A 15,486-nucleotide genomic window follows, 5' to 3' on the forward strand; every position below is an offset into this window, starting at 1 on the left:
CGTAGGTAGACTCAACGATAGGCCGTCCACTGAACACAACCGTCGCGCGGCCGCCAGGACCTGGGACGAAGGACGCTGCCATGCCCCCTGCTCGATGGCTCCACCCCACCGCTGCGCTGATCGCCGGTCTGGCCTTGCTCGGTTGCGCACGCCAGCCGGCGCAAGCCGCCGCCGATACGGAAAAGGACTCCGCCGTGACTCAAACACAAGCCCCGCAGGGCGGTGAGGCCTCCGCCGATGCCGTCGCCGCACAGTTGGATCGCATCGCCGAGCAGTCCGTTTCGCCGTCCACGCCTTCCATCGCGCCTGTGCCTTTGCCGCCGGTGCCCCCCGGGCCTGAACTGACCGCAGAAGCCTGGCGTACGCGCATCCTGCGGCTCATCGACGGCCTGAAGACCCCGCTGGACACCCGGCCGGAACGCGTCGCCGAATGGCTAGGGCTGACCTTGGTGGATAGAAACGGCAGCCACGAGGCGACCGGCCTATTGCCGGGCGGAGCCACGTACAAGGTCTGGGTGGACGCGCTGTATCGCGAATCGCCGGACAAATGGACGGTGGGTTTGTCGCAGACAGTGTACGAAGGACCGGTTGCCTGCCTGTTCGAACTGGACAGCCTGCGTCGCCACGTTCAACCGCTGGGCTACGCAGGCAAGGAGGGCTGGCGCGACCGCGCTGGCGACGAACATGCCTCGTACTCCAAACGCACCGCCGAAGGCACCGTGATCGCACTGCTGGCGGACGTGATTACGGTGTCGGGCCAGTCTTGCGTGCGCAGCCTGCGCATCGACGCCTTCAAGGACGAGGCGCATGGCTGAAATACACGGCGATATCCGCCTCTTGATCGATGAGCTGTCCCATCAACCGGGATTGCCTCCGGGGGCCGTGAAGGATCTGGAAACGGCCATCGCGAGCTCGCCATATTTGGCTAACGTCTTGGCGTCGTCGATCCAAAGCGGCGACCTCAAGCATCTGGCGATCTCGAATCATCCCAACGAAGCAGGGCGCTACGACAGCAAGACGGGCACCATTTCCCTGGTTGCCGAAAATTTCGACCGCCAGCGCTGGCACGACCCGCAATTGCGCCAGGACAACATCGCGGTGGTGCTGGGCCATGAAGCCGGCCACGCGTTGCTGGCGGAGGCCGAGCGGCGCGAGCGCTATCTGCTCAACTACAACGCGACCGAAGCGGTGCGCCAAGCGTCGCATGAGGGAACGTCTGCAGACGTAACCGCCCCGGTCGAGCGCTATCTCAAGTTCACGCGACGCAACGAGGCGATGGCCGAGTTGGTGGGCATGAACGCATTGGCCAGCCGTACCAGCGGCGGACAAGCAGCCGAGTTCAATCGGGAGGAATTTCTGCGGCGGGCAGACCCTTCCACGCCGTGTGTGGAGAACGGCGTATTGGCGTCCGGGGTTCGCCTCTCCCCCGATGGGATCCAGCGAACCGGCAACAAGCTGGTCAGCCCGGCGGTGGAAGCCGTGGCGCAGTGCTATACCGATCGGGCGTCACGCCTGGGCCTGCATGGCGATTCCGGCTACGCGGCCTATTACGGCGCCTACGCCATGGAAACCTTGCACGAGGCGAGGCGCAACTATGCCCGGGGGACGACGATGCATGTGCCGGACATCGAACTCGATTTGGCCGCCCTGAAGCTCGACCCACGCAAGATCGAGCGGGCCGGTGTCGACCTGGGTGGGGAGGGGCAGTCGTTCGCCTATGTCGATATCAGCCACGGGCAGCGCAACTATGAGGCCATATCGCACACCCACTCGCGCGTCGCGCCGGGGTCGCGCAAAGACGTGGCCGAGGTCGCGCAACCGGCAGTGCCGAGCCAACCGCGTGCGGACCATCCATCGCATCCGGACTTCGCGGCCTACAATTTGATCCGGCAAGCCGTCCGTAGCGACGGGCGATGGAGCGAACAGCAATCCGACAACATCGCGGCTGCGTTGCTGCGTGAACACAAGGCCGATCCGCTGAGCAAACGGCTGGATGAGGTGGTGGTCGGCCGCCCTACCGAACAGGGTGAGGTGAACGTCTTCGCGGTCTATGCGCCATTCGGCAAGCAAGGGCCGTTCTTCACCACCCACGTGGATACTCATGCCGCATCGCAGGTTCCTGCTGAGCGGAGCCTCGCCAAGGTAGAGCAGATCAACCAGCAGCGGGCGCAAGAACCCGCCCAGGCGCAGTTGCTAGAGCCAGCGCCGGCGCAGGGCGGACCGCGGCTAGCGCTGTAATCGAACTGCGGTTGGCTTCCGGGCTGCCTACTTGTCTCAGCTCAGCTATGCCAGCAGCTCGGTGGTGCCATGCTCGCTGAACTCGTCCTGATAATCGCGATCAAGACCTTCGCCCCATGCACAGCGGCCACTCTGCTTGCCCACTCAGAGAGGCAGGGGCGGCGCCAGCCGCGATCACGACGTCCGCGCGCCGGCGCAAACCGCACCCAGGGGGCGCACCGGCCGTCTGCGTGACAGGTCGCTATCCCGATTTGCGAACCGCTCTGGCGCGCCTGCCTTGCCGCGACTTGCAAGCTGTGTCGGGGCACACATCCCGCGAAGGCGACGCCGGGGCTTCGCCATCTGCCAACCGCCGCGCCAAATCGGGATGCTCTCGGCAGAACCGCGCGTTAGCTGCCAATCCGCCCCAGTGCTGCGCGTAGGCCAGAGCATCGTCCGCTCGCTCCACAAAACGACGTTGTCGCTCAGGAGAAAGATCTGCCTCCATCGACTCAAGGGCTACTTCCAGGAACTCTCTTGCCTCGGTCACTGCCCGGTGATGCAGGTCCGATGCTTTGGTGTGCAGATAGTCGAGCACAGCCATGTCTAGGCGTGCGAGCTGCAGGGGCAGAGTTACGGCGTCTGGAGTCGATTCAAGTAGCTGGAGCAGGAGTGATGTTCCTTGCGGCGAGGTTGGGGCTTCAGACATAGCGGCTCTCCATGCGTTCGAAGTCTTCGGCGGATGCGACTGCCGCAGGGCGGTGTCCTACGGCTGTCGCATTGGCGTAGTTATATCTGTTTTTCCGATATCTGAAAAGTAGATATAGCGTTCTTGTGGACCGTGTCACGACAAGGCCACAGAGATGCCGAAGAAGTCAGTCCATCAGGAAGAACATGCAGTGCTTGTCAGGCTACTCAAGGAGGTACGGTTGGCATCGGGAGTCACTCAAGTAGGACTAGCGGAGGCTTTGGGCCGTTCGCAATCTCACATTAGTGATATAGAAAACGGTACGCGTAGATTGGATCTAATTCAGCTCCGCGAATACTGCCTGGCTTGCGGCGTATCGCTCGTTTCATTCGTTAAAAGGTTTGAATCCGAAGTGACATAGTATTTATATATTCGAGAAGGGGTGGGGAATGGTTGCAATATCGGACAAGTTAGCACTCGAAATCATCAGGAAGGCTTTCCTTCCCCTTCACTGTGGAGCGGAGGTTTATGATTACGAAGAAAAAATTAGGTTTCGTGTGGTCAATGGCCAGGGCGAGACGATCCTGGATATCACTAACTTGCGGCGTTCAGAGTTTTCGGATAGCGATCAGCTTGAAAGGATTTTGAATGGCTTCAGGGAGGATCTTGCCGATCATAGAGGTATATTTCTAGATCCCTGGGCTATGCAGATTCGGTTGATTTAAGGCTCTTGCTCGATGTGGTGGTGGCCGAAAATCTACCTTTTCTGTTCGGGCTGAAAGTGGGAGCAGATTAACTCGGGAAGGGGCAGCGCTCCGGCGTGAACTGTTAGGGCTTAAAAATGGACTTCATGCAGATAATGCAAGGGCTTCCTGCTCCAGTGTGGGGATTGGCTGGAGCAGTCGTTGGCGTTGTTGGAACACTTGGCGCTAACTTCTTGTCGAATAGAAGTAATGACCGACGCTTTGATCGACAGCTGGTGCATGACGCTACACAAAAGGCCAAGGATCGAGCATCTCAGCTTCGACGTGACGTTTACCTTACGGCGATGGATGAGGCTGTAGCGATTAGCGAGTTCATTGGGTTGCTCGCTAGTCTTGATCCTACTGATAGAGCCGCGCTTGCGAGTGGATTCAGCAATTTTCAGCGGGCCTGCGCGCGGGTGCAACTGGTAGCTAGTGAAACCACTCGGGTGAAAGTGTCTGAGTTGTCGAATGCTTACGGAAAGCTATTTGTTGATCTGATGGGGGAGGCAAGCATCGCTCATAATTTGAAGATTGCTTTGAATGTCAATCGCGAAAGCTATGAGGGCTTGATGGCTGAACGCGTCAGATTGACTTCGGCAATGCGGATGGCTCGAGAAGAAATGGATTCGAAGTATCAACTGGGCGCCCTTCTGGCTTCTTTTGAGCTTACTGTAAAGTCGTTCGATGAGCTGGTGCTGGAGTACTCTGAACTGTCTGATCAGTACAATCAGGCGCTGATGAACTACGGGGCGGAGGTCGCGAGGAGAGTTGCCGATCTCGCAGTTTTGCAGGCAGAGGTGTCTGCATCGCTTCGTTCAGAGTTTGATCTGGATGTTGATGTGGAGAGCATGAGGCGTCAAGCTCGCGATCATGCTTCTCAGGCTGCGAATTCTATGGATGGTTTCTTTAGAAAGCTAAAGGAAAGTGGTGATGAGTGAAGATTCTCAGCTAAGAATTCGAAAGCTTACTCCAAGCGTATTTGGTATGACTCTTGGCTTTCTTGCTTAGGCCATGTTTCTTCTTTCTTCATGCGCATGGATCGAGACCCCGCCGCCCTAGACCGTTCGCAACACCCTCTCATTCGCCAAGGCGACCTCTTCTGGATCGAAGCCGACCCCTCGCGCGGTTCGGTGCCCGGGGTGCCGCATCCGCACGTGGTCGTGCAGGACGATCTGTTCAACGCTTCGCGGATTTCGACCGTGGTGGTGTGCGCGCTGAGTTCGAACCTGGGCCGGGCCAGCGAGCCGGGCAATGTGTTGCTGGAGCCGGGCGAGGGCGGGTTGCCGCGGCAGAGCGTGGTGGTGGTGTCGCAGGTGTCGTCGCTGTACAAGGCGCGGCTGGGCGAGCGCATCGGCGCGCTGTCGTCGCAGCGGGTGGCGCAGATCCTGGCCGGGCTGGGGTTCGTGCAGGCGGCGTTCCAGCGTGTCTGACGCGTGGCCATGACGTCCGTCTGGCTTCCCTCCACCGGCACTCTGCGCTACAGCCCGCAACTGGGCCGCGGCGGTCATCGGCGCCGCGACGGCGGCAGTACCGTGTGGTGGCTGATCGTGGATTGCGACCCCGAACTCGGCCGCTATCTGCGCCATCAATACCTGCTCGGCCATCGGCGCACGCGCAGCCTGCAGGCGCCGTTGTGGGGCCCGCATATCTCGGTGGTCCGGGGCGAAACGCCGCCGCGGCCGGCGACGTGGAAGCGCCTGGACGGAGCGACGGTCGGTTTCGACTACGACCCGCAGGTGCGCGAGGCGCAGGGCTATGTCTGGTGTCCGGTGCGTTGCCCGGCCCTGCTCGGTCTGCGCGAGGAGCTGGGCCTGCCGCGCGAGCCGCAGCCGGCGCTGCACCTGACCATCGGCAACGCCAACGGCTAGCCGGCACCGCGCGCTCTGGCGCCGATTCGCAATCGCGGGCCAAGGCGGCGGCCGGCGCGGGCGCTATCGTGCGTTCTCGCCAGGGGTGCGCGCCGCCGTGGCGCGAGACCGCCGACGGATCGCCCGCGATGCCTCGATCGTCCTTGCTCGTGCGCCTGTTCGAACGTTGCGGCCATCCTTTGCTGATCGCCGCCGGCCTGGCGCTGTGGTGGGCGCTGGGCGGCGGCGAGGGCGCCATGCTGGCGACCGCGGCCGCCTTGTTGCTGGCGATGGAAGGCCTGGAGCGATGGCGGCCGGCGATGCCGCAGTGGCGGCTCAGCGGCGTCGCCAAGCTCAAGCCGGTCGGGGTGTATCTGTTCGGCGTCGTGGTCGCCGCGCTGCTGGTCGGGCTGTACGAGGCCTGGCTGCCGCGGCTGCTGGCCGGCGCGCGCGGGCCGGTGGGCGCGGCCCTGTGGCCGCACCATTGGCCGTGGCCGCTGCAGGCGCTGCTGCTGTTCTTCGTCGGCGACCTGATCTATTACTGGGTCCACCGCGCGATCCACCGCTGGGCCTGGCTGTGGCGGCTGACCGGGCACGGTTTCCACCACGGCTTCCACAACCTGCACGCGCTCAACGTCGGCAGCAACCATCCCTTCGAAGCGGTGTTCCTGGCCCTGCCGCTGACCCTGGTCGCGGCGCTGACCGGGATCTCGGCGCAGATCGTCGCGGCGGCGGCGATGCTGTCGCTGCTCAACACGACCCTGGCCCACGCCAACCTGCGCCTGCACACGCCGCTGTGGAACCTGTTCTTCACCGCCGGCCATCACCACCGCCGCCACCACTCACAGGTGTTCGAGCACAGCAACAGCAACTACGCCTGCAACGCCATCGTCTGGGATCGCGTGTTCGGCACCTTCGGCCGCGGCGCGGTCGAACAGACCGGGATCGGTCCGGAGCAGCCGTCGATCTGGCGCATGTACCTGCTGCCGTTCCGCGAGCCGGCCAGCGCCGACACGGTGGCGACGCGGGCCAAGGCGCGGCACTGACGGAGCGCTCCAGAGCCGGCGCGCGCTGCGCACGGCTGCATCGGGGCTTCGGGTCCGGCCTCTGCGTCGGCGAATCGAACGCCGCGAACGTGCGCGTCCGCGCCGTGTGGACGGATCGGCGAGGTTCGCAACATCTGCAGCCGGCGGGCCAGCGTCCGACCGCTTCGACCGCGCTACCGCTTGCATCGTCGTCGGCGGGGTCTGCGAGTCTGCTGCGCTCGACGGCGGCAACGCAAGCGCTGGGCGATCGCCGGTCTCTGCGCAGGGGGCCTAGGAAGATTCTTATAGGAGTATTCCGTATACGACTTTCCGCGCGTGCGTGCCTAAATGTTCGCGGGTTATGGCGCAGCAGGGTTTAGCGGGTGCCGGAACACGACTCAGGCACCGCCGTCGCGACGATGGCGAACCGCTCGACCGAGCTTGCCGTAGCCGCACGCGGGCGGTGATCGATCACTGCCTCCAATCGCAACGTTCAGGCCGTATCTGCCGTGCGCCTCGATCAGCATCGGTGGCAGCCAGCATCGCCTGATCCTGAACAGGAGGGTTACGATGTTGCACTCGAAGAAGAAAAACGTCGGCTTCATGGCGGTCGGCGCGGCATTGCTGAGTTTCGTCCTGGTCGGGGTGTCCACCGAGGGCGACGGGAGCGCGGTGTCGGATGCTCGCGATCGCGCGCCCGGTCCGGTGGCCGTGGCCGATGCCTGGCTGGCGAAGATGTTCGGCGCGGAAAAGCCGGGGCGGTTGTCGGCGCAGGATGGGAACTACGCGCTGCTCGGTCCCGGCGGTACTCCGTTACCTTCGCGCGATGCCTACGCGATGGGCGGGGAGGACCACAGCCATTCTCGTTCGGGGCGCCCACACTCTCCGGCCGGCGCGTATTCGCGCCCGGGGCCTGCGGCCTCGATGAGCGAAGCGATGTTCGGCGGCGCGCATGTCCAGGCGCGGCCGCTGGAACCGGCGCTGGTGCCGCCGAGCCGTGACCCGCAGGCCTATCGGGTCAAGATCGGCGAGGAGCAAGCCGCGATCGAAGCATTCGACCGCAAGCGTCCGTCGCAGAAAGCGCAAGCCAAGCGTGCGAACCCGGGGCAGGACGCGTTGCACGCAGCCACGGGCGCCGGCAGCCGCGCGCTGCTGGGTGCCGCCGGAGATGAGGGTTGCGCGTTCGCGGATGCGGCCGGCGCGGATCTGCTGGGAAGGCTCAAGCATGCCGATACGGCCTGCGTGAACTCCCTGTTCGGTCTGTCCCGGGACGACGCGCTGCGGACCTTCACCAACGAGAAGATGGCCGCCGTTGCCGACGAAATCGCCCGGCTCGCGCCGGGCTACGATGGCGACAACGACCAGGATATCCTGCAGCTGATCATCTTCGTTCGCGCCGGTTACTACAATCAGTTTAAGTACCGTGACCAGGGGCTGGGGGCATTCAACACGGCCGTCGCCCAGTCCGTGCGCGCCGCGCTCGATGCGTTCTTCGCAAACAACGTGGCCCTGGCTTTGGAGAACGACGCGCACGGCGAAATCCTGGCCGAAGCCGTGATCATGATCGACTCGGCCCGTGAGAACGCCCGGTTCCTGCCGCAGGTCCGCACCCTGCTCGCAAACTACGACGATGCCTACGGCTACTTCATGGAGCGGGCGCTCAACAACTGCTTCTTCGTCTTGTTCAACCAAGGCGTCGAGCTGCCCGGCCTGACCGAGCAGGCCGCTTCCGGCTTGGCCGATACGCTGTCGAGCTTCATTCGCAGCAACCTCGGCAAGCTCGGCGGCGGCAAGGAGTATCTGGTGCTCAACGCCGCACGCGAGCTGTCGCGGCAGATGCGGTACCCGGGCGGCATCAAGGACTACGCCGCCGCCAAGGTCGACCAGCTGGTGGAGCTGACGGCGTTCAACAATGCGACGGCGCCGTTGCGCACCATCTTCGGCCAATACGTCGAAACCTACGATCGCGATAATTGCCAGAGGTACGGCCTGTGCAACTACAGGGACGATCTGCGCGCGGCGGTGTTGCCGGTTCAGCACGCCTGCAGCCCGACCATCAGCATCCGCGCGCAGAGCATTTCGGCCGATGAACTGCGCAGCGCCTGCGATTCCGTCGCCGGCGAACAGGCCTACTTCCATCGCGCCCTGGCCACTAGGAACCTGCCGGTCGGCAACGACAACAACACCGCGCTGGAAATGGTGATCTTCAACAGTTCGTCCGACTACGCAAGGTATTCCAGCGCGATCTACGGCAACGATTCCAACAACGGCGGCGTCTATCTGGAAGGCAATCCCGCGGTGGCCGGCAATCAGCCCCGCTTCATCGCCTACGAGGCCGAATGGGTCCGGCCGACGTTCCAGATCTGGAATCTGGAGCACGAGTTTGTGCACTACCTCGACGGCCGCTACAACCTGTACGGCGACTTCATGACGGGCTACAGCCAGGGCACGGTGTGGTGGACGGAAGGGCTGGCGGAATACATTTCATGGTCCTATCTGAATCAGGAAAACACCCGCGCCCGCGAACAAGCAGCGCGCAAACCCTGGACGCTCAGCCAGTTGTTCCAGAACGGCTACGGCGACCAAGCGCGGGTCTACCAGGGCGGGTATCTGGCCGTGCGCTACATGTTCGAGAAGCGCAGCGGCGATGTGAGCACCATCCTGTCCTATCTGCGGCCCGGACAGTACGATCGCTACAAGCAGCACATCGCGGCGATCGGGACCGGCTACGACGCGGACTTCGGCAACTGGCTGGACTGCGTGGCCGGCAGCGCCAGTTGCCAGTCCGCCGGTAACAGCGGCTGGTACGTCTATCGCAACACCGTCGTGGCGCTGGACGCCGCCAGCGGCCGCGCGAAGTGCATCACTCCGCGCGGCAACCCGACCGGCTGCTACCAGTTGCCGCGAACCGATCGCGAGTACCTTTTGCAGCTCATCGGCGAGGCGGTGCCGGCTGGCGATGTGCTGACGTGCGGTAGCCCGACCTACGTGGCGGCCTGGGGGCCGGTGCCGAACGATTGGTCTCATTGGTGCAATGCCTTCCCTAACGATCGGACGGGGTTGCCGCAGATCTAGCGTCGCAAGAGGTGCAGCAGCGGGGCATGTTTCCGGCACAAAGGGACGCAGGGGGTTAAGCTCGCTCAACCCCCTCGTCCCGGCCACTGCATGAGCCGCAACTACCGCGTATTCCAAGTCGACGCTTTCACCCGCCGGCGCTTCGCCGGCAACCCGGCCGGGGTGGTGCTCGACGCCGACGGCCTGAGCGAGGCGCAGATGCTGGCGATCGCGCGCGAGCTCAACAACTCCGAAACCGCCTTCGTGCTGGCGCCGCGCGACGACAGCCACGAGGTGTGGATCCGCTACTTCACCCCGACCGTGGAGGTGCCGGTGTGCGGCCACGCCACCGTCGCCGCGCACTACGTGCGCGCGCAGGTCCTGGGCGCGCGCGGCCGGCTGCGCCAGCTGACCGGCGCCGGGGTGATGCAGATCGATATCGAGCCGGCCGAAGCGGGCGAGGTGCGGGTGTGGATGCGGCAGAACCCGCCCTCGTTCGAGCATGCATTCGACGCTGCGCAACGGCAGGCGCTGGCGGACGCGCTCGGCATCGCAGCGGCGGAGTTCGGCGAGGGCCCGATCCAGGTCGTGTCCACCGGCCACTCCAAGGTGATGGTGCCGCTGCGTTCGCGCCGGCGCATGGACGCGCTGACGCCGGACGGCCCCCGGCTGGCGGCGATCAGCCGCGCCATCGGCTGCAACGGGTTTCACGTGTTCGCGCTCGACGCGCCCGAACCCGGCGTGCTCGCGCACGGACGCATGTTCGCGCCGGCGATCGGCATCGCCGAAGACCCGGTCACCGGCAACGCCAACGGCCCGCTCGGCGCCTACCTGGTGCGCTACGGCCTGATCGAGCGCGCGCGGTACCGCGACGGCCTGTCGGCGACGATGGGGCAGGGCGAGGCGATAGGCCGGCCCGGGCGGGTGCGGGTCGAAGTCGCGGTCGAAGGCGACGTGCCGGTGTCGGTGCGGATCGGGGGCGACGCGGTGATCGTGTTCGAGACCGCGATGGTGCTCTGAGCGCGCGCTCAGGCGATCGGCGCCGCGCCCAGTTCGGCCAGTAATGCGCGCAGCTTCGGCGAGGCGACCAGGGCCGGGCGGGTCGCGGCCTGCACGCGGCGGCTCAACGCCGCGCCGGCGGCCGTGCGCACCGCCACGCCGTCGATGCGCGAGGGTTCCAGCGCCAGTTGCGGCACGAAGCCGACCCCGAGACCGGCCGCGACCATGCGCAGCATCAGGTCGTAGTCGTCGACGGTGTGGCTGATCCGCGGCGCGAAGCCGGCGGCGGCGCAGGCGCGCTCGGCGAGCAGGCCGTCGTCGGTCTGGCGCGAGCCGACGATCCATTCGGCCTCGGCCAGCGCCCGCAGTTCGACCGCGCCGCGTCTGCGTCGCCACGACGGCGGCAAGGCCAGTCGGACCGGCTCTTCGAATACCGTGCGCGAGGCGAGGTCGGCGGCGACGGGGCGCGGCACCAGGCTGTAAGCGAAGCTGAAGGCGAGATCGCAGCGACCGTCGCGCACGGCATCCAGCGCATCGGGCGGTTCGAGTTCGCGCACCACCACGCGCAGCGCCGGATGACGCTCGCGCAGGCGCAGGATGGCCGGCAATAGATGGCGCTTGGCGTAGCTGGCGAAGCAGGCGACCTGCAGTTCGCCCTGCGGCGACTGCGCGGCGCCGCGCAGGTCCAGCGCCGCGGCTTCGACCGCCTGCAGGATGCGTTCGGCGTGCGCGGCCAGGCGCTCGCCCTCGGCGGTCAGGCGCACGCGGCGGCCGACCTGCTCGAACAGCGGTGCGCGCGCCTCGCGCTGCAGGGTCGCCAGCTGCTGCGATACCGCCGACGAGGTCAGCCGATGCGCCTGCGCCACCGCGGTCATGGTGCCGAGGCGGGCGAGGTCGCGCAGCAGGCGCAGGCGGGCCAGATCGAACATCAAGAAAATCTAACCGTATCGATCAGTTTTGCGAAGTAGACCTGCGCAAAGGCCGGGGGCTAAGGTCGCCGCCGGTGCTTCGACCGCCTTGCGAGACCCTCCGCCATGACCGCGCTATCGCTGCTGGGCATTCCCAACGACGACAACTCCTCGTACCTGAAAGGCAGCGCGTTGGCGCCGCCGCTGATCCGGCGCGAGCTGCACTGCGACGCCTACAGCATCCGCAGCGAAAGCGGGATCGATTTCGGCGCGCCCGGACGCCTGCTCGATCACGGCGACCTGCGCTTCGACGACGGCGTCGACCCGTGGCAGACGATCGAGCGCGGGGTGGAGCGCGCGCTGGCCGCGGGCGGGCCGTTGCTGTGTCTGGGCGGCGATCACGCCGTCACCCATCCGATCCTGCGCGCGGTGCGCCGCCATCAGCCGCGCCTGACCATCGTCCATATCGATGCGCATGCCGATTTGTACGACGCCTATCAGGGCAATCCGCATTCGCACGCCTCGCCGTTCGCGCGGATCATGGAAGAAGGTTTGGCCGACCGCTTGATCCAGATCGGGCTGCGCACGATCAACGACGAACATCGCGCGCAGTTCGAACGCTTCGGGGTCGAGGTGATCGAGGCGGCGGCCTGGCGCGAGGGCTTGCGCCTGCAACTGGACACGCCGGTCTACGTGTCGCTGGACCTGGACGGACTCGACCCGGCCTATGCGCCGGGCGTGTCGCACCGCGAACCCGGCGGCGCCTCGCCGCGGCAGGTGATCGATCTGCTGCAGGGCATCGCCCAGCCGATCGTCGCCGGCGACATCGTCGAGTACAACCCGAGCTGCGATATCGCCAACCTGGCCGCGGCGGTGGCGGCGAAGCTGGTCAAGGAACTGGGCGGGCGGATGATCGAGACCGCGCCGCACCGCGACGGAGGGGATTAGTCGCGGACGCTTAATCCCTTCCGCCCCCTTCAGCCCTCTTCAGCCTGTTCATGTTTGCCGGGTCGCGAGCGGGCCGCCGCGGCCGTCGCGTCCGCGGGTTCCGCTTCGACAACCTCACATGAATAAAATCGGTTAAGTCCCGAAGTCCCAAGGTTTTTTTCGGTCGCGGTCGCATGCTAACCTCGCCCCGATGACCCGACGTCCCTACGCCCGTTGCGCCCTGCTCGGCGCCCTCACCTTGGCGTTGGCCGCCTGCGCTACGCAGGCGCCGACGGCGCCGATCGCTTCCACCCCCGTCCAGCAGAAAGCCCCGGCTCCGGCCGCGGCGCCGCCTCCGGCGGTCGGCACGCCGGCCTTGCCCGACCCGGTGGTGCCGATGCCGATCGAGCAGGCGCGCGCGCAGTTCGTGCGCGATACCGCGGCCAAGTACGCGATCGACCCGGCCTACATCGAATCGGTGCTGGCCAAGGCGCAGATCCGCGACAGCATCGTCGCGGCGATGTCGCGGCCGGCCGAGGCCAAGCCGTGGCGCGATTACCGGCCGATCTTCATCACCCAGGCGCGCATCGACGGCGGCAAGGCCTTCCTCGCCGAGCATCGCGCGCAACTGGCGCGGGTCGAGGCCGCGACCGGCGTGCCGGGCGAAGTGATCGTGGCGATCGTCGGCGTGGAAACCAGCTTCGGCAAGAACACCGGCAAGTACAGCGTGGTCGATGCGCTGTACACCCTGGCGTTCGCTTATCCGCGCAGCGGCGACCCGGCCAAGGCCGATCGCGAGAACCGCCGCGAGGCTTTCTTCCGCGGCGAGCTCGCGCAGCTGTTCGCGCTCGGCAAGGAAGAGAAGATCGACATCGCCACCCTCACCGGCAGCTACGCCGGGGCGATGGGCTGGGGCCAGTTCATGCCCTCGAGCTACCGCGAATTCGCGGTGGACGGCGACGGCGACGGCAAGCGCGATCTGTTCACCGATCTCGACGACGTGTTCGCCTCGGTCGCCAATTACTTCGTCAAGAAGGGCGGCTGGGTGCGCGGCGGCCCGGTGGTGGCGCGCGCCAACCGCGACGCGACCGCGCAGGACTTCGTACCGGACAACCTGGACCCGGTGTACTCGCTCAGCGATCTGGCCGCGCGCGGCTATCGTCCGCTGACGCCGGTGGCGTCGACCGAGACCGCGACGCTGCTGAACCTGGACGGCGTCAACGGTCCCGAATACTGGCTCGGTTTCCGCAATTTCTACGCGATCACCCGCTACAACATCTCCAAGCACTACGGCATGGCGGTGTACCAGTTGGCGGAAGCGATCGCCGGACGGGAGAATCCCTTGGCCACCGATACCGCATCCAACGCCGTTCCCGCCGCGCCGGCCCGCCCCGCGCCCGCCAAGGCGCCGCAGGCATGAGCGGCCACGGCACGAAGCGGCCGCCGATCGCGACGATCGGGCGGCTCGCCGCCGCCGTGCTGCCGCTGGCCCTCGCCGCCTGCGCCAGCGCCCCCAAGAAATCCAATTCCGAAGCCCTGGCCCTGCCGGACCGCGATCGCGTCCACAGCAGCGGCCTGCCGGCGCACGCGCCGGGACGCGGCAAGAAATCGCCTTACGCGCCGGCCCAGGAAGACCTGAGCAAGCGCGGCAACTACAAGGCCGGCGGCCTGTACGCACCGGGGGTCAAGGACTCCACGCCGGACTACATCCCCGACGTCGATGCGATTCCCGAGCCGGAGGTCGTCGCCGAGGCGCGCTCGCAGTTCGGCAACCGTTCGCCGTACAAGGTGCTGGGCAAGAGCTACAAGGTGTTGGACTCGCACGAGGACTACGTCGAGACCGGCACGGCGTCCTACTACGGCCAGAAATTCCACGGCCGCCGCACCTCCAACCTGGAGGTGTACGACATGTACGCCTTCACCGCCGCGCACAAGTCGCTGCCGCTGCCGAGCTTCGCCCGGGTCACCAACCTGGACAACGGCAAGGCGGTGACGGTGCGGGTCAACGACCGCGGCCCGTTCCACGACGGGCGCGTGATCGATCTCAGCTACGCCGCCGCGGTCAAGCTCGGCATCACCCAGCGCGGCACCGGCCGGGTCGAAGTGCGCGCCCTGCATCCGGGCGAGGCGCCGCCGCCGGTCTACGCCCGCGCCGCCAACAACCCGCCGCCGGGCAGCGAGAAACCGGTCAAGCCGAGCGCGATCGACCGTCTGGTGTCGGCCATGCCGATCGCCAGCGCCAACGCCGGCGAACTGCCGCCGGGCGTGCGCATCGCCACCGGCAAGCCGGCGCCGGTCGCCGCGGCCGCTCCGGTCAAGACCACGGTCGCCACCGGCAAGCCGGCCGCCGCGGCCGCGACGGCCGCCACCGCCACCGCGAGCGCGGCCAAGCCCGCCGGCGGTGCGTACGACTACCGCTTCGACATGATGCAGAACGGCAAGTCGATGACGGCGGACGAATTCGACGCCTGGATGAAGTCGCGCCAGGTGCGCGTCGCCACCGGCAAGGGCGTGCAGCTTGCGCCGCCGAAACCGCTGACCCGGGCCGAGCAGCGCGCCCTGGCCAGGCAGCAGAAGGAACAGGCGCGCGCGCTGGCCGCGGCCGAAAAGGCCGCGCGCAAGGCCGGCAAGGCCGCTCCGGCGACCGCCGTGGCCGCGACCGCGGCATCGTCCGCGGCCCTGCCGGCACCGCCTGCCGCGCCGCCGCCGCCGAGCCCGGCCAAGGCCGCCGCGGTGGTCGCCGCCGCGGCGCCGCGCGACGGCGACGTGACCTTGCAGGTCGCCAGCTTCTCCGCCCGCAGCAACGCCGATCGCGCCCTGTCGATGCTGCGCGGCGCCGGCATCGACGAGGCCCGGTTGCTCGACGGCAACGCCGCCAACGGCCAGAAGATCTGGCGCCTGCGGGTCGGTCCACTGCAGGCCGCGGCCGCGCCGGAACTTGCCGCGCGCATCGTCGGTCTGGGGTTCGGCCAGCCCCAGCGCGTGCGCGAGTGAGCGCGCGCGGCGGGCGTCAACGGCCTTTTGGGCTGCAAGCTCGGTCGATCTGAGGCAGGATGCACGGTTTCGCGGACCGGG

General features: G+C 66.5%; 12 protein-coding genes and 1 pseudogene. 12 read left to right on the forward strand and 1 reads right to left on the reverse strand.

What is annotated here, in order from left to right:
• The first annotated feature begins 80 nt into the window (after nucleotides 1-80).
• The 9 genes from V2J18_RS03190 (at nucleotide 81) to V2J18_RS03230 (ending at nucleotide 10,597) form a co-directional block, all read left to right on the forward strand.
• Nucleotides 81-815: a hypothetical protein gene (locus V2J18_RS03190; protein ID WP_141233289.1), complete on the forward strand. Its 735-nt coding sequence runs from the start codon at nucleotides 81-83 to the stop codon at nucleotides 813-815.
• On the forward strand, nucleotides 808-2,238 hold the full coding sequence (locus V2J18_RS03195; protein ID WP_336130950.1) for an XVIPCD domain-containing protein: 1,431 nt from the start codon (nucleotides 808-810) through the stop codon (nucleotides 2,236-2,238). The genes V2J18_RS03190 and V2J18_RS03195 overlap by 8 nt, the downstream gene beginning before the upstream one ends.
• Before the next feature lie 842 nt (nucleotides 2,239-3,080).
• On the forward strand, nucleotides 3,081-3,326 hold the full coding sequence (locus tag V2J18_RS03200; RefSeq protein ID WP_336130952.1) for a helix-turn-helix domain-containing protein: 246 nt from the start codon (nucleotides 3,081-3,083) through the stop codon (nucleotides 3,324-3,326).
• Nucleotides 3,327-3,746: 420 nt separating this feature from the next.
• The gene (locus tag V2J18_RS03205; RefSeq protein ID WP_336130953.1) at nucleotides 3,747-4,589 is read left to right on the forward strand and encodes a hypothetical protein; all 843 of its coding nucleotides are present in this window, start codon (nucleotides 3,747-3,749) and stop codon (nucleotides 4,587-4,589) included.
• Between the two features lie 96 nt (nucleotides 4,590-4,685).
• Nucleotides 4,686-5,081 carry a type II toxin-antitoxin system PemK/MazF family toxin gene (locus V2J18_RS03210; RefSeq protein WP_336130954.1) on the forward strand — a complete coding sequence of 132 codons (396 nt, stop codon included), beginning with the start codon at nucleotides 4,686-4,688 and terminating at the stop codon, nucleotides 5,079-5,081.
• A gap of 9 nt (nucleotides 5,082-5,090) precedes the next feature.
• The gene (locus V2J18_RS03215; protein WP_336130955.1) at nucleotides 5,091-5,519 is read left to right on the forward strand and encodes a hypothetical protein; all 429 of its coding nucleotides are present in this window, start codon (nucleotides 5,091-5,093) and stop codon (nucleotides 5,517-5,519) included.
• Between the two features lie 128 nt (nucleotides 5,520-5,647).
• Nucleotides 5,648-6,544 carry a sterol desaturase family protein gene (locus V2J18_RS03220; protein WP_336130956.1) on the forward strand — a complete coding sequence of 299 codons (897 nt, stop codon included), beginning with the start codon at nucleotides 5,648-5,650 and terminating at the stop codon, nucleotides 6,542-6,544.
• Nucleotides 6,545-7,093: 549 nt separating this feature from the next.
• Nucleotides 7,094-9,598 (forward strand): collagenase, encoded by a 2,505-nt coding sequence (locus V2J18_RS03225; protein ID WP_064745854.1) that lies wholly within the window; start codon nucleotides 7,094-7,096, stop codon nucleotides 9,596-9,598.
• A gap of 90 nt (nucleotides 9,599-9,688) precedes the next feature.
• Complete coding sequence (locus tag V2J18_RS03230) at nucleotides 9,689-10,597, forward strand: PhzF family isomerase (protein WP_336130957.1); 909 nt, start codon at nucleotides 9,689-9,691, stop codon at nucleotides 10,595-10,597.
• Between the two features lie 8 nt (nucleotides 10,598-10,605).
• On the opposite strand, the gene V2J18_RS03235 is transcribed toward V2J18_RS03230, so the two are convergent.
• Nucleotides 10,606-11,505, reverse strand: coding sequence for a LysR substrate-binding domain-containing protein (locus tag V2J18_RS03235; protein WP_064745856.1), 900 nt, complete (start codon nucleotides 11,503-11,505; stop codon nucleotides 10,606-10,608).
• A 105-nt stretch (nucleotides 11,506-11,610) separates the two neighbouring features.
• On the opposite strand from V2J18_RS03235, the gene V2J18_RS03240 reads away from it, so the two are divergent.
• The 3 genes and pseudogenes from V2J18_RS03240 to V2J18_RS03250 all read left to right on the forward strand — a co-directional run bounded on the left by V2J18_RS03240 (nucleotide 11,611) and on the right by V2J18_RS03250 (nucleotide 15,405).
• Entirely contained in the window at nucleotides 11,611-12,432 is an 822-nt protein-coding gene (locus V2J18_RS03240) for an arginase family protein (RefSeq protein ID WP_336130958.1), read from the forward strand.
• 190 nt (nucleotides 12,433-12,622) lie between these two features.
• Nucleotides 12,623-13,759, forward strand: a pseudogene (gene mltB, locus V2J18_RS03245) (lytic murein transglycosylase B); the annotation flags it as partial.
• Nucleotides 13,760-13,827: 68 nt separating this feature from the next.
• On the forward strand, nucleotides 13,828-15,405 hold the full coding sequence (locus V2J18_RS03250; RefSeq protein ID WP_336130959.1) for a septal ring lytic transglycosylase RlpA family protein: 1,578 nt from the start codon (nucleotides 13,828-13,830) through the stop codon (nucleotides 15,403-15,405).
• Nucleotides 15,406-15,486: the final 81 nt, after the last annotated feature.

Origin of the sequence: Lysobacter firmicutimachus (assembly GCF_037027445.1) — a bacterium.
Lineage (GTDB): Bacteria > Pseudomonadota > Gammaproteobacteria > Xanthomonadales > Xanthomonadaceae > Lysobacter > Lysobacter firmicutimachus.

Excerpts from the sequence above, each read along its gene's own strand:
- V2J18_RS03190 (WP_141233289.1), top strand. The coding sequence starts at position 81 with ATGCCCCCTGCTCGATGGCTCCACCCCACCGCTGCGCTGATCGCCGGT.
- V2J18_RS03195 (WP_336130950.1), top strand. The coding sequence starts at position 808 with ATGGCTGAAATACACGGCGATATCCGCCTCTTGATCGATGAGCTGTCC.
- V2J18_RS03200 (WP_336130952.1), top strand. The coding sequence starts at position 3,081 with ATGCCGAAGAAGTCAGTCCATCAGGAAGAACATGCAGTGCTTGTCAGG.
- V2J18_RS03205 (WP_336130953.1), top strand. The coding sequence starts at position 3,747 with ATGGACTTCATGCAGATAATGCAAGGGCTTCCTGCTCCAGTGTGGGGA.
- V2J18_RS03210 (WP_336130954.1), top strand. The coding sequence starts at position 4,686 with ATGGATCGAGACCCCGCCGCCCTAGACCGTTCGCAACACCCTCTCATT.
- V2J18_RS03215 (WP_336130955.1), top strand. The coding sequence starts at position 5,091 with ATGACGTCCGTCTGGCTTCCCTCCACCGGCACTCTGCGCTACAGCCCG.
- V2J18_RS03220 (WP_336130956.1), top strand. The coding sequence starts at position 5,648 with ATGCCTCGATCGTCCTTGCTCGTGCGCCTGTTCGAACGTTGCGGCCAT.
- V2J18_RS03225 (WP_064745854.1), top strand. The coding sequence starts at position 7,094 with ATGTTGCACTCGAAGAAGAAAAACGTCGGCTTCATGGCGGTCGGCGCG.
- V2J18_RS03230 (WP_336130957.1), top strand. The coding sequence starts at position 9,689 with ATGAGCCGCAACTACCGCGTATTCCAAGTCGACGCTTTCACCCGCCGG.
- V2J18_RS03235 (WP_064745856.1), bottom strand. The coding sequence starts at position 11,505 with ATGTTCGATCTGGCCCGCCTGCGCCTGCTGCGCGACCTCGCCCGCCTC.
- V2J18_RS03240 (WP_336130958.1), top strand. The coding sequence starts at position 11,611 with ATGACCGCGCTATCGCTGCTGGGCATTCCCAACGACGACAACTCCTCG.
- V2J18_RS03250 (WP_336130959.1), top strand. The coding sequence starts at position 13,828 with ATGAGCGGCCACGGCACGAAGCGGCCGCCGATCGCGACGATCGGGCGG.